This is a genomic window from Streptomyces sp. NPDC001927, assembly GCF_053594455.1.
Map to the genome: position 1 here is coordinate 87,984 of NZ_JBSFEN010000014.1, position 13,180 is coordinate 101,163.

Sequence of the window (13,180 nt, forward strand, 5' to 3'; positions counted from 1 at the left end):
CTGAGCGGTGCTAGCAGTTGCCGTCCACGTCGCAGGCCGGAGCGGTGTCGTCGGCGCCGCCGCCGACCGGCTGCAGGACCGTCCGGCCCTGCCACGCCTGCTCCAGGGCCTGGGTGAAGACCTCGGCGGGCTGGCCGCCGGAGATGCCGTAGCGGCGGTCGAGGACGAAGAACGGCACGCCGTTGGCGCCGAGTTCGGCCGCCTCGCGCTCGTCCGCCCGTACCTCCGCCGCGTACGCGGTCTCGTCGGCGACCACGGCACGGACCTCGGTCTCGTCGAGGCCGGCCTCGACCCCGAGCCGGACGAGCGTCTCGGCGTCGAAGACGGACCGGTCCTCGACGAAGTTCGCGCGGTAGGCGAGGTCGAGCAGCTCGTTCTGCCGGCCGCGCTCCTTGGCGAGGTGGAGCAGACGGTGGACGTCGAAGGTGTTGCCGGAGTCGCGGCCCTCGGTGCGGTACTCGAGGCCCTCGGAGTGCGCGTTGGAGGCGACGTGCTCCTCCATGGCGCGGGCCTCGTCCAGGGTCCGCCCGTACTTCTTCGCCAGCGTGTCGACCACCGGCGCGGTGACGCCCTTGGGCAGGTTCGGGTTCAGCTCGAAGGAGCGGTGCACGATCTCGATGTCGTCGCGGTGGGCGAAGGCCGCGAGCCCCTTCTCGAAGCGGGCCTTGCCGATGTAGCACCACGGGCAGGCGATGTCGCTCCAGATCTCGACGCGCATGTTCGGCTTCTCTCCGGGTTCGAGGGGTGTGTTCCGGGTGGTCTTCAGAGGGCGGAAACACCCGCCCCCGCCGGATTCATTCCGCCCTGGGCGCGACTGTGAGACGGAGCACGAGGTGGGTGCCCGAGCGTGGGGTGTCGGGGTCCGGGGCCCAGTCGTGGGCGGTGTAGAAGGACCGGGCCCGTTCGTTCTCCTCGAAGACGAGGAGGCGGGCCTCGGCGAAGCCCTCCGCGCGCCAGACGTCCAGGCAGGCCGCGTGCAGCTCGGTGCCGATGCCCCGGCGCCAGTGGTCGGGGCGGACGTGGAGCTGCGTGAGCGTGACCGTACCGTCGTCGCCCCTGCTGTACGCGGCGACGCCGGCCGGGCCCCCGTCCCGCTCCGCGACGAGCACGTCGCCCCGCTCCACGGCCCTGCTCCACCCCTCCCGGGCGCGGGCGAGCTCCTCGGGTCCGGCGAACTCGGTGTCGGGGATGTGGCCGCTGTAGTACGTGGAGCGGGCCTCCAGGTGCAGGGCGGCGATGGCGTCGAGGTCGGCGGGGGTCGCGGTTCTGATCATGACAACGGGGACGCGCGGGGGCGGGGCGGCGGTTGCGTGGCCCGCGACCTGTCGGTCACGGGCCCCGCGTCCGGCCTCCCCGCGCTCCCGCCTCAGCGGCGCGGCAGCCCCAGCGGGTTGCCGTCGCGCAGCTCCGGCGGCAGCAGGTGCTGCGGGGTCGACTGGTACGTGACCGGGCGCAGCCAGCGCTCGATCGCGGTCGCGCCGACCGAGGTGGAGGTGGAGGTGGTCGCCGGGTACGGGCCGCCGTGGTGCTGGGCGCCCGCCACCGCCACGCCCGTCGGCCAGTCGTTGACGAGCACGCGGCCCGCCAGCGGGGTCAGCTCGGCGAGCAGGCCCGCGGCCTCCGGGTCCTCGTCGGCCATCTGGAGCGTGGCGGTGAGGTTGCCGGGGAGCAGGGCGAGGACCGCGGTGATCTCGTCCCGGGAGGCGTAACGGACGACCAGGGTCACCGGGCCGAAGTACTCGCTCAGGAAGGCGCCGCCGTAGCCCTTGCGGCGGCTTTCGAGCAGGAGTTCGGCGTCGAAGGTCAGGAAGCCCGCCTTGACGGTGTTCGGCCCGCCGGGGCCCGGATGGACGGGCGCGGTGACGCCGTCGATCTGGGCGAGCTCGTACGTCCCGGTGAGGAAGTGGCCCCGCATCCGGCGGTCGAGCATCACCCCGGGCTCGACCGCGCCGACGGCGTCCGCCAGCGCGGTCACGAAGCGGTCGCCCGCCTCGCCCGTGGGTGCCAGGACGAAGCCGGGCTTGGTGCAGAACTGGCCCTGTCCCAGGGTCATGGAGCCCGCGAGCCCGGAACCGAGCTCGGTGGCCCGTGCCTCGGCGGCCGCGCCGGTGATCACGACCGGGTTGAGGGAGCCGAGCTCGCCGTGGAAGGGGATGGGCACGGGCCGGGCGGCCGCCGCGTCGAAGAGGGCCCGGCCGCCCCGGACCGAACCGGTGAAGCCGGCGGCCGCGACCAGCGGGTGGCGGACCAGCTCCACGCCGGCGTCGAAGCCGTGCAGGAGGCCGACGACGTCCTCGGGCAGCCCGACCTTGGCGGCGGCCCGCCGGAGCAGGGTCGCGCAGAGCTCCGAGGTGGCCGGGTGGTCGGGGTGGGCCTTGACCACGACGGGGCAGCCGGCCGCGAGGGCGCTGGCGGTGTCGCCGCCGGGGACGGAGAAGGCGAGCGGGAAGTTACTGGCGGAGTAGACGGCGACGACGCCGAGCGGGATCTTCCAGCGGCGCAGGTCGGGCCGGGGCGGGGTGGTCGTGGGGTCGGGCAGGTCGATCCGTACGTCGAGGAAGGCGCCCTCGTCGACGACGTCCGCGAAGGCCCGCAACTGGGCGGTGGTGCGGGCGAGTTCGCCGGTGAGCCGGACCGGGCCGAGCGCCGTCTCGGCGTCGGCGGTCTCGACGACCTCGGGCCGGGCCTCGTCGAGGAGGTCGGCGGCGGTGCGGAGCAGGGCGGCCCGTACCGTGCGGTCGGCGAGCGCCTCGCGGACGGCGAACGCGGCGGTGACGGCCCGGTCCACGTCGGCGGCTGTGGCCTCCACCGCAACCTGTTCGCGCGGCTTCCCCGTCCGGGGGTCCACACTCCACACTGGTTCAGCTGCCACGGCCCTGCCCCTCTTCACGCGACACCCCGTTCGGTATTCTGAACGGGGTTCCAGTAGATGAATCTGGACTCTATTGACGGGTGTGCCGACTCCACAAGAGGCACCAGGAAGAGGGGTGAGGGCGATGTCGACAGCCGACACGGGTGGGGCCCAGGTCAAGTCCGCGGTGCGCACGGTGGAGTTGCTCGAGTATTTCGCGGGGCGCCCCGGAATGCACTCGCTGGCCGCCGTCCAGGAGGCCGTCGGATACCCCAAGTCCAGCCTGTACATGCTGCTGCGCACCCTGGTCGAGCTGGGCTGGGTGGAGACGGACGCGACGGGCACGCGGTACGGCATCGGCGTCCGGGCCCTGCTCGTCGGCACCTCGTACATCGACGGCGACGAGGTGGTCGCCGCGGCCCGGCCGACCCTCGACCGGCTCTCCGACGACACCACCGAGACCATCCACCTCGCCCGGCTCGACGGCACCAACGTGGTCTATCTGGCGACCCGTCAGTCCCAGCACTATCTGCGGCCGTTCACCCGCGTCGGACGCCGGCTGCCGGCCCACTCGACCTCCCTGGGCAAGGCGCTGCTCGCCACCCACAGCGACGAGCAGGTCCGCAAGATGCTCCCGGAGACGCTGCCGCCGCTGACCGAGCACACGATCACCGACCGCGAGAAGCTCATCGAGGAGCTGCACCTCATCCGCGAGCAGGGCTACGCGGTGGACCGCGAGGAGAACACCCTCGGGCTGCGCTGCTTCGGCATCGCGATCCCCTACCGGACCCCGGCACGCGACGCGATCAGCTGCTCGGTGCCGGTGGCCCGGCTCACCCCCGGCCACGAGCAGATGATCAAGGACGCGCTCTTCGACGCGCGCGACCGCCTGACCCTGGCGACGCGCCGCCTCTGACGCCACCGGCTCCGGCGGCTCCGGCGGCTCGGAGGACCGGCCTCTCCCCCGCACGGGGGAGGCGGTTCGTCGGTGGGCAGGACGTGCCGGCGGGTGCCCGCGCGGGAGCGTGGGGCCATGACACAGACCGTCGCTCCCCTGGGCCTCAGCCCCTCCCGCCGGGCCCTGCGCGCCCTCGCCGTCCTGGCCTGCCTCCCGTACATCTCACTCAAGATCGCCTGGGTGGCGGGCAGCGAGATCGGCATCCCGGCCGGGAGCCGGCTCCTCGACGACCGCGCCCTGATGGCCGCCGTCAACGCGGTCTCGGTCGTCATGGACGCCGCCGTCGTGGTCCTCGCCCTGCTGCTCACCCAGGCGTGGGGGCGGCGGCTGCCGGCCTGGCTGCTCGCCTTCCCGATGTGGGTGGCGACGGGCCTGATCGCCCCGATCATGGTCGGCTTCCCGGCGCAGACCGTCGTCTCGCTCTTCACCGCCGCCGAACCGGCCGGCGCTCGCGAACCCTTCCTGGACTCCTGGGTCTTCACCGTCGTCTACGGCGGCTTCATCCTCCAGGGACTCGCGCTCGGCACGCTCTTCGTCCTCTACGCCCGCGACCGCTGGGGCCAGGTCTGGCGCGGCACCCTCGGCGAGCTGCCCGCGCGCCTCTCCGGAGCGGGCGTGCGCGCCGTCGCCGCCGCGGCCGCGCTGATCGCCCTCGTCCCCGCCACCGTCCACGTGCGGTGGGCCGCGGGCTCCACGACCGGGCTCCCGGCGGTGCGGATCGCCGAGCGGGACGGCGACTTCTACGTGCTCGAAGGGCTGCGGCTGCTCTTCCTCGCGGTCGCCGTCGTCTCCGTCCTGGCCCTGGTGTTCCGCGGGCACCCGTCGTTCCGGGTGCGCACGGTGCTCGGTTTCGGCTGTATCGGCTCGGCCGGGGTCGGCTGCTGGGGCGGCTATCTGCTCCTGGTGACGTACATGCCGGAGACCGATCACGCCAAGCAGGCCTCGGGCCTGATGCAGCTGACCTACGCTGGCGAGATGATCACCGGGTTCCTGCTGGCGGGCTGTCTGGCCGTCTTCCTGCGCCGCCGGAGCGCGAGCGCGTGAGACCTCCGCTCGCACCGATACTCGGCCGGCGGGCCAGGCTCCGCTGGGTGCATCTGATCCTGGGCGGCGCCCTGTTCATGCCGTACTGGCTGGTCGGCACCGTGGTCGTGGGGGTGCTCACGGGCGAGGGGGCGATGTTCACGGGCAGCCTCGGCGCGCAGTTCGGGGCGTACGCGGTCGGCCTGCCGCTCGCCGCGGTCACCTCGCTCTTCCCGCTGACCCGGCCGATGTCGGTGGCGGCGGCGCGGGCGCTCTGCGGGATCGCGGGCGACCCCCTCGCGGGCGACCGGCTCGCGGACGGACCCGCCCGGGGGCGGAGCGCGAAGGCGCGCACGGCCGGCTGGTTCACGCTCCACCTCGGCGTCGGCGCGCTGATCAGCGGGGCGACGCTGGCCCTTCCGCCGTTCGCGGTCACGGTGATGGCCCTGCCGTTGTCCCCGTCGCTCCAGAGGTCGGAGCTGACCGCGTACTGGGGCCTGCACCGGCCCTGGCTCCAGTGGGCCGGGCTCCCCGCAGGCCTCCTGATGCTGCTGGCGCTTGCCGCCGTCGCTGCGGGCGCGGGCGCCCTCCTCGCCCGGGAGGCGCCCCGGCTGCTCGGGCCGAGCCCGGCGGACCGGCTCGCGGCGGCCGAGCGGCGCGCCGCCGAGCTGGCCGTGCGCAACCGGCTCGCCCGCGAGCTGCACGACTCCGTCGGCCACGCGCTCAGCGCGGTGACGCTCCAGGCGAGCGCGGCACGCCGGGTCCTGGACTCCGACGTGGAGTTCGTACGGGAGGCGCTGGCCGCGATCGAGGAGACGACCCGGCGCACGGTCGGCGAACTCGACTCGGTGCTGGGCCTGTTGCGCGAGGGCGAGGACGACGGCGAGCTGCCCGCGCCCCGGCTCGACTCCCTCGACGCGCTGGTGCGGGGCGCGGGGCGGCACGTGGTGCTGACGGTGACCGGGGCGCTGGACCGGGTGCCGGACGCGGTGTCGAGGGAGGCGTACCGGATCGTGCAGGAGGGGCTGACGAACGCGGCCCGGCACGCGGGCGGGGAGCGCGTGACGGCGCGGATCGCCCTGGACGACGACGAGTTGGAGATCACGATGGAGAACGCCCGGCCCGACCGCGCCCCGGTGACCCGCCCCGGCGGCGGCCGGGGCCTGCGCGGGGTCGGTGAACGCGCGCGGCTGCTCGGCGGCACGTCCGAGGCGGGCCCGCTGGACGAGGTCTGGCGCCTCACGGTGCGGCTGCCGCTGGGCCCGGCGCGGGCGGGCGGTGGCCGGTGATCCGGGTGGTGCTCGCGGACGACGAGCGGATGGTGCGGACCGCCCTGCGGGTGATCCTGGACGCGGAGGCGGACCTGGAGGTGGTCGGCGAGGCGTCGACCGGGGCCGAGGCCGTGTCGGTCGTCCGCGAGGCGCGGCCGGACGTGGTCCTGATGGATATGCGGATGCCGGAGATCGACGGGATCCGGGCGACCGAGCAGATCCTGACGGGGATGGCGGAGCCGCCCCGGATCGTGGTGGTCACGACCTTCGAGAACGACGCGTACGTCTACGACGCGCTCCGGGTGGGCGCGGCCGGCTTCCTGCTCAAGCGGGCCGGCGCGGACGAGCTGGTCGACGCGGTCCGGCTGGTCGCCCGCAGCGACTCGCTGCTCTACCCGGCGGCGGTACGGTCCCTTGCCGCCGAGCACGCCCGCCGCAGTCCCCCGGCGGCGCCGCCCTGGGTGGCCCGGCTCACCGAGCGGGAGGCGGAGGTGCTGCGCCTGGTGGCGACGGGGCTGACCAACGCGGAGATCGCCGGCCGGATGGGCGTCGGCCCGGCGACCGTGAAGACCCATGTGGCGGCGGTGCTGGCGAAGACGGGCGCCCGGGACCGTACGCAGGCGGTGATCCTGGCGTACGAGTCGGGCTTCGTCGGCGCGCGCTGAGTCGCACCGGGGTGGCGCCGGTCACCCCCGCATGAACGTTTCCTGAGAAACCGGACACAGTCGGAACGGAATGGCACCCTCCGCTCGTCCCGCATATGGGATGAACAAGACGATCAGGCGCGCCTCGGTCTTCTCGCTGCTCCTGGTGCTCGCCCTTCTCGGCCGGGCGACCTGGGTGCAGGCGTACGAAGGCAAGGCCCTCGCGGACGACAAGAAGAACCGGCGGAACGTGATCGCGCAGTACGCGCAGCCGCTCGGGAACATCATCGTGGCCGGTTCGCCGGTCACGGGCTCGAAGAGGACGGAGGGTGGCGATCTCGCGTACAAGCGCGACTACACCGACGGCAAGCTCTACGCGGCCGTCACCGGCTACAGCTCACAGGCGTACGGCGCCAATCAGCTGGAGGGCATCTACTCCGACGTCCTGGACGGCACCGACACCCGGCTGAAGAACCCGCTCGACGCCCTCACCGGCAAGCAGCAGGAGCCCGGTGACGTGGTCACGACGATCGACCCGGCCGTGCAGAAGGCCGCGTACCAGGCGCTCGGCGAGAAGAAGGGCGCGGCCGTCGCCATCGACCCGAAGACCGGCCGGATCCTCGGGATGGTGTCCACACCCTCGTACGACCCCTCCAAGATCGCCGGGATGACCGACGGGTCCACCTGGAAGCAGCTCACCGAGGACGAGGACAAGCCGCTGGTCAACCGGGCACTGCGGCAGCCGCTGCCGCCCGGCTCGACGTTCAAGCTGGTCGTCGCGGCGGCGGCGCTGGAGAACGGGCTGTACGGCTCCGTGGACACGGCGACGGACAGCCCGAACCCGTACAAACTGCCCGGCTCCACCCGCTACCTGGAGAACGAGAACCCCAACGCGCCCTGCGAGAACGCCACGCTCCGCACCGCGCTGCAGTACTCCTGCAACAACGTCTTCGCCAAGATCGCGGTCGACCTCGGCCAGGACAAGGTGAAGGCGATGGCGGAGAAGTTCGGCTTCAACGACAAGGAGCAGGACGTCCCCGTACGCGCCTACCCGAGTGTGTATCCGTCCGGCATGGACACGGCGCAGACGGCGCTGACCGGTATCGGTCAGTTCGATGTGACGGCCACCCCGCTCCAGATCGCCATGGTGTCCGCGGCGATCGCCAACGACGGGCTCATGGCGTCTCCGCACATGGTCTCGAAGGTCGTGGACTCCGACGGCGACGCCCTGGAGACCTTCGACGACGGGGAGACCGAGCGGATCGTCTCCTCCTCGACGGCGAAACAGCTGCGCAGCGCGATGGTGACCGTGGTCGACAAGGGCACGGGCTCCAACGCGGCGATCTCCGGCGCCGAGGTGGGCGGCAAGACCGGTACGGCCCAGCACGGCGAGAACAACAGCAAGACGCCGTACGCCTGGTTCACCTCGTACGCGAAGGACCCGAGCACCGGCAAGGAGGTCGCCGTGGCCGTCCTGATCGAGGACTCGGGCGCGGCGCGCTCGGAGGTCAGCGGCAACGGTCTCGCGGCCCCGGTGGCCGAGAAAATGATGCGGGCGGCGCTGAAGTAGCCTCGCGGGGAACACACTTGCGAGAAAGCGGAGGACCGCCGTGCGCCTGCCCCGTTCCCTGTCCGGCTGGACCATGGCGGTCTTCGGACTGCTCGCCGCGTCGATGGGGGTGGTGGGCCTGGTGTCGCCGGACACCATGCTCACCGGCATGGGTTTCGAACCCATACCCGACGGCGGGCGCGCGGATGGGGACCACACGCTCGTCTTCCTCACCGCGTCCTCGATGGCCGCGCTCAATATGGGCGTGTACTACATCCTGGCCGCCTTCGCGGACTGGAAGGCCTTCTTCCGCTGGACGGTCCCGTTCCGGCTGCTGACCTGCACGGTCTTCACCCTCGCGGTCGTCACGGGCCGGGCACCGTCCGGCTTCCTCGGGGTCGGCCTGTGGGAGGGCATCGGCGCGCTGGCGACGGGGGCCGCGCTCCGGTACGAGAGCCGGGGAGCCCGGAAGGACGCCGTCGCTTGAGGACGGCTTTCTAGGGCAACTGCCCGATCCGGCCGGGCCACCTCAGGGACCAGGCTGCCGCCATGACCATGGGCTTGAGGTGGACGGCGGGGCTGTATCTGACCGGGGTACTGGTGTCGGGCTTCGGCTCGACGGCGATGTGGCTGGCGTCCGGGATCTGGGTCAAGTCCCTGACCGGCTCGGACAGTCTGGCGGCGCTGACCGTCTTCGCCCTGTGGGCGCCCGCGCTCGTCGGTCCGCTGCTCGGCACGGCCGCCGACCGGGTGCGGCGGCGGCCCCTGATGGTCTGGTCGAACGTGGCGATGGCGGCGCTCCTTCCGACCCTGCTCTGGGTCGACTCGGCGGACCGGGTGTGGCTGCTCTTCGCGGTGCTCGTGCTGTACGGGGTCCAGGGCACCGTCCACGACGCGGCGGAGGTCGCGCTTGCGGCGAGCGCGCTCGACAAGCGGCTGCTCGGGGACTTCAACGGGCTGCGGACGACGGTCAACGAGGGCGTGAAGCTCGTCGCCCCGCTCCTCGCGGCCGGGCTCTTCGCACGGTACGGCGCCGCGCCCGTGGCCCTGCTCGACGCGGCGACGTTCGCGCTCGCGGCCGGGGTGTTCGCCCTGATGCGGGTACGGGAGGAGAAGCCGGCCGCCCGGCCGGCCTCGGCCCGCTGGGCCCGGGACATCGGGGAGGGCCTGCGGACGATCCGCGCCTCGCCGGTCCTGCGCCCGCTGGTGCTCACGGGCTCGTTCACGATGCTGCTCGCCGGGGTCAACGGCGCGGCGATCTACGCGGTCGTCGACCGGGGCCTCGGCCACTCCCCCACGTACGCGGGCGTGTTGTACGCCGTCCAGGGCGCGGGCTCGGTCGTCGCGGGGCTCGCGGCGGGGCCCCTGCTGCGCCGGGTGACGGGACGGACGCTCGCCGCCGCCGGTCTCGCCCTGTTCGCCCTGGCGGTGGGCGCCCGCGCCGTCCCGCACGACGGCGTGGCGCTGGTGGCGAGCGGCCTGATCGGGGTCGGTCTGCCGCTCGTCCTGATCGCCGCGATGACGGCGGTCCAGCGGGAGGCCCCGGCGGACGCGGTGGGCCGCACGGCCGCGACGGCGCACACCCTCCTCTTCGTCCCGAACGCGATCGCCCTGGCGGTCGGCGCGGGCCTGGTCGCCCTCGTCGACATCCGCGTCCTGCTGCCGCTCCTCTCGGCGACGGGCGTGGCGGGGGCGGCGGTCGTGGCGACCCGCCGGACCGCCCCCGCGGTGCACAGCCTTCCGGGGCTCTAGCCCAGCGCCCGCAACGCCTCCGCGACCGCCGCCAGGTCGGCGTCCGAGGCCAACCCCGCGTGGTACAGGCGCAGTTCGGTGGCGCCCTCCGCGACCGCGCGCTTGGCGTCCTCGGCGAGCGTGCCGGGGGAACCGCCCATCCCCGACACCACACCGAAGTTGGCCGCGAGGACGCTCCCCGGACCGGCCGCGTCGCCGAAGGGGCCCACGGTGGCCGCCGGGGTGACGACACCGTCCGCGACCGCGAGCACGTGCCCCGGCTCCGTCCCCACGTTGGCGCCGCAGCGGTACGGCACCGGGTCGGCGTGGAGCAGGACGCGGAAGCCCGCCGGGGCGGCCGCACGGACGGCGCCGACGGCGGCCTCCTGGAGCGCGCGGGCGGTCCGGGTGCGCCAGGCGAGCACGGGTTCCTCGAAGGACCCGAGCCCCAGGCCGACCCCGGACCCGTCCCCGCCCGCCCAGACCCGCTCCAGCGCCCCGCGCACGTCTGCCGCCAGGGCGTCGGGGTCGACGCCCCCGTCCTCGTACCCCCGCCGGCAGGAGGGGCAGAAGCAGAGGGACATCAGGTACTGCGCGCGGTCGCCGAGCGGGACTCCGGCGGTCTTGTCGTGGGCGTGCAGGTGTGCGAGGCCGTACCAGCCGCAGGACTCCAGCTCGGTACCGGCCGCCCCGGGCCGTACCGCCGCCTCGGCCGCGAGGTCCACGAGGTAGGCGCGGACGTCGGGCTTGGCGATGCAGGGCGCCCAGGGGTAGCGGTCGCCGTAGGCGTTGACGACCGAGGTCTCCGGACGCTCCGCGCCCAGGCGGGAGTTGTGGGCGAGGACGACCCAGGTGTGGACCTCGAGGCCCGCGTCCGCGAGCGCACGGCCCGCCTCCCCGTACGCGTCGCCGGGCGCCCACTCCCCGGCCTCGTACGGCCGCAGCGCCCGGCCCGACCAGCGGGCCGGGTCCGGCGGGTAGAGCACGGCCGCGTGCTCGGCGGTGACGATCCGGTGCGCGGGGTGCCGGGGCGTCAACGCGCGCGTGGAGTGGTACGCGGAGGCGAGCGTGACGCTCGCGAGACCGAGCTCCGCGAGCCGACCGGGCGCCGCCGGGTCACCGACGACGTCCCACGGGTAGACGAACGCCCCGGCCCTCACGCGTCACCGCCCAGCAGCGCGCGGCCGCGCTCGATGATCGTGGCGAGTTCCTTCAGGTGCTCGGGGGCGGGCTCGCTGAGCGGCGGGCGGACCTCGCCGACGTCCAGGCCACCCATCCGTACGGCCGCCTTGACGAGCGAGACCGCGTAGCCCCGTCCCTTGGCGCGCAGTTCGACGAGGGGCCGGTAGAAGCCGTCGATGAGCTTCTCGACGGTCGCGTCGTCGCCGGTCGTGAGGGCGCGGTGGAAGGCGAGGGCGATGTCGGGGGCGAAGCAGAAGACGGCGGAGGAGTAGAGGGTGACGCCGATGCCCCGGTAGGCGAGTCCGGTGAGTTCGGCGGTCGGCAGGCCGTTGAAGTAGAGCAGGTCGAGGCCCTCGGCTCGGACGGCGCTGACGATCCGCTGCATGAGGTCGAGGTCGCCGAGGCCGTCCTTGAGGCCGATGATCCCCTCGGCGCGGGCGAGGGCGACGGCGGTCTCGGGGGTGAGGACAGCGTTGTCGCGCTGGTAGACGACGACGTCGAGCGAGGTGGCGGCGGCCAGTTCGGTGTAGTGCCGCAGGAGTCCCGCCTGGTCGGCGACGACGAGGTACGGCGGCATGGCGAGGAGCCCGTCCGCGCCGGCCTCCTCGGCGAGCCGGGCGTACCGGATCGCGAGGGCCGTGCCGTAGCCGGCGCCGGCGACGACGGGGACGCGGCCGGCCGACTCCTCGACGGCGGCGGCGACGCAGTCGCGGAACTCCTCGGGGGTCAGGGCGTGGAACTCGCCCGTTCCGCAGCAGGCGAAGACCGCGGCGGCGCCCGCCTCGATCCCGCCGCGGACATGGGCGCGGAAGAGGTCGAGGTCGACGGTGCCGTCCGGGGCGAAGGCGGTGACGGGGAAGAACAGCAGGCCGTCGAGCCGTTCGGCGAGCGGGGCTGTGGTCACGGGCGCTCCCAGGGAAGTCCGTCGTGCACCGTCGTGCACAATTATGATTACTGTCCACATTCTTGAACACCTCCACGCTAGAGCAGCCGTGAAGTGCCGGTCAAGGCGCAAACCCGGCCCACCTGTGCGGTCTTGACGGTCCGTGCGCGCTCTTGACGCTCGGCGATCGGGCTCCCTACCGTGTCCACGGTTGTGAATGCGATCCACGGACGGAGACTCCCGATGCCCACACCCCGTACCGTCCTGCTCACCGGCGCCGCCGGTGGCGTCGGCACGCTGATGCGCGCGCTGCTGCCCGCGTACGGCTACGAGCTCCGGCTGCTCGACATGGCGCCGGTCGAGGGCGCGCCGGACGCGATCGTCGCCGACCTCGCCGACCGCGAGGCGCTGCGCGAGGCCGTCCGGGGCGTCGACGCGATCGTGCATCTCGCCGGGATCTCCCTGGAGTCGACCTTCGAGAAGATCGTGGCCGCCAACATCACCGGCCTGCACCACGTCTACGAGGCCGCCCGCGAGGAGGGGGTGGGCCGGATCGTCTTCGCCTCCAGCAACCACGCCGTCGGCTTCACGCCGCGCCCGCGCGGGGACGACCCGGTGATCCCGGTCGACACCCCGCACCGCCCGGACACCTTCTACGGCCTGTCCAAGTGCTTCGGCGAGGACCTGGCGCAGTTCTACTGGGACAAGCACGGCCTGGAGACCGTCTCCGTACGGATCGGCTCCTGCTTCCCCGAGCCGACCTCGGTGCGGATGCTGTCGATGTGGCTGAGCCCGGCCGACTGCGCCCGGCTCCTGTACGCGGCGCTCACCGCCGAGGGCGTGGGACACACCGTGGTGTACGGCTCCTCCGCCAACACCCGGCTGTGGTGGGACCTCTCCTCGGCGCGGGCGCTCGGCTACGAGCCGCGGGACGACTCGGAGCCGTACGCGGAGGCGATCATCGCCGCGCAGGGCCTGCCGAAGGCGGACGACCCGGCGGACGCGCACCTCGGCGGCCACTTCTGCACGGAGCCGCCGCGCTGGCCGCACTGAGGGGCGCGGAAGAACTACACATGGCCCGGCCGGAC

13 protein-coding genes are annotated in these 13,180 nt (G+C 73.6%); 8 read left to right on the plus strand and 5 right to left on the minus strand.

Features of this window, described 5'->3' with window-relative positions; all coding sequences use genetic code 11:
- Positions 1 to 10 precede the first annotated feature (10 nt).
- The 3 genes from ACWCO8_RS32755 to ACWCO8_RS32765 all read right to left on the minus strand — a co-directional run bounded on the left by ACWCO8_RS32755 (position 11) and on the right by ACWCO8_RS32765 (position 2,872).
- Positions 11 to 718: a DsbA family oxidoreductase gene (locus ACWCO8_RS32755; RefSeq protein WP_451035258.1), complete on the minus strand. Its 708-nt coding sequence runs from the start codon at positions 716 to 718 to the stop codon at positions 11 to 13.
- Between the two features lie 76 nt (positions 719 to 794).
- Positions 795 to 1,274 carry an N-acetyltransferase family protein gene (locus ACWCO8_RS32760; protein WP_451035259.1) on the minus strand — a complete coding sequence of 160 codons (480 nt, stop codon included), beginning with the start codon at positions 1,272 to 1,274 and terminating at the stop codon, positions 795 to 797.
- Between the two features lie 92 nt (positions 1,275 to 1,366).
- Positions 1,367 to 2,872 (minus strand): aldehyde dehydrogenase (NADP(+)), encoded by a 1,506-nt coding sequence (locus ACWCO8_RS32765; protein ID WP_451035260.1) that lies wholly within the window; start codon positions 2,870 to 2,872, stop codon positions 1,367 to 1,369.
- Positions 2,873 to 2,996: 124 nt separating this feature from the next.
- Between ACWCO8_RS32765 and ACWCO8_RS32770 the strand changes: the two genes are divergently transcribed.
- The 7 genes from ACWCO8_RS32770 to ACWCO8_RS32800 all read left to right on the plus strand — a co-directional run bounded on the left by ACWCO8_RS32770 (position 2,997) and on the right by ACWCO8_RS32800 (position 10,048).
- Positions 2,997 to 3,767 (plus strand): IclR family transcriptional regulator, encoded by a 771-nt coding sequence (locus ACWCO8_RS32770; RefSeq protein WP_361958596.1) that lies wholly within the window; start codon positions 2,997 to 2,999, stop codon positions 3,765 to 3,767.
- Positions 3,768 to 3,884: 117 nt separating this feature from the next.
- Positions 3,885 to 4,853: a hypothetical protein gene (locus ACWCO8_RS32775; protein ID WP_451035261.1), complete on the plus strand. Its 969-nt coding sequence runs from the start codon at positions 3,885 to 3,887 to the stop codon at positions 4,851 to 4,853.
- Positions 4,854 to 4,900: 47 nt separating this feature from the next.
- Positions 4,901 to 6,121 (plus strand): sensor histidine kinase, encoded by a 1,221-nt coding sequence (locus tag ACWCO8_RS32780; protein WP_451035262.1) that lies wholly within the window; start codon positions 4,901 to 4,903, stop codon positions 6,119 to 6,121.
- Positions 6,122 to 6,150: 29 nt separating this feature from the next.
- Entirely contained in the window at positions 6,151 to 6,768 is a 618-nt protein-coding gene (locus ACWCO8_RS32785; RefSeq protein WP_451035376.1) for a response regulator, read from the plus strand.
- Positions 6,769 to 6,868: 100 nt separating this feature from the next.
- Positions 6,869 to 8,317 (plus strand): peptidoglycan D,D-transpeptidase FtsI family protein, encoded by a 1,449-nt coding sequence (locus ACWCO8_RS32790; RefSeq protein WP_451035263.1) that lies wholly within the window; start codon positions 6,869 to 6,871, stop codon positions 8,315 to 8,317.
- A 73-nt stretch (positions 8,318 to 8,390) separates the two neighbouring features.
- Positions 8,391 to 8,783 carry a hypothetical protein gene (locus ACWCO8_RS32795; protein ID WP_362014167.1) on the plus strand — a complete coding sequence of 131 codons (393 nt, stop codon included), beginning with the start codon at positions 8,391 to 8,393 and terminating at the stop codon, positions 8,781 to 8,783.
- Positions 8,784 to 8,845: 62 nt separating this feature from the next.
- Positions 8,846 to 10,048, plus strand: coding sequence for an MFS transporter (locus ACWCO8_RS32800; RefSeq protein WP_451035264.1), 1,203 nt, complete (start codon positions 8,846 to 8,848; stop codon positions 10,046 to 10,048).
- Here the strand turns inward: ACWCO8_RS32800 and ACWCO8_RS32805 are convergent.
- Both ACWCO8_RS32805 and ACWCO8_RS32810 read right to left on the minus strand, forming a co-directional pair.
- Positions 10,045 to 11,187 (minus strand): hypothetical protein, encoded by a 1,143-nt coding sequence (locus ACWCO8_RS32805; protein ID WP_451035265.1) that lies wholly within the window; start codon positions 11,185 to 11,187, stop codon positions 10,045 to 10,047. The genes ACWCO8_RS32800 and ACWCO8_RS32805 overlap by 4 nt on opposite strands.
- Positions 11,184 to 12,113, minus strand: a complete 930-nt coding sequence (locus ACWCO8_RS32810; protein WP_451035266.1) for a 5-dehydro-4-deoxyglucarate dehydratase — start codon at positions 12,111 to 12,113, stop codon at positions 11,184 to 11,186. Before ACWCO8_RS32810 ends, ACWCO8_RS32805 begins: the two co-directional genes overlap by 4 nt.
- A gap of 222 nt (positions 12,114 to 12,335) precedes the next feature.
- On the opposite strand from ACWCO8_RS32810, the gene ACWCO8_RS32815 reads away from it, so the two are divergent.
- Entirely contained in the window at positions 12,336 to 13,145 is an 810-nt protein-coding gene (locus tag ACWCO8_RS32815) for an NAD-dependent epimerase/dehydratase family protein (RefSeq protein ID WP_451035267.1), read from the plus strand.
- Positions 13,146 to 13,180: the final 35 nt, after the last annotated feature.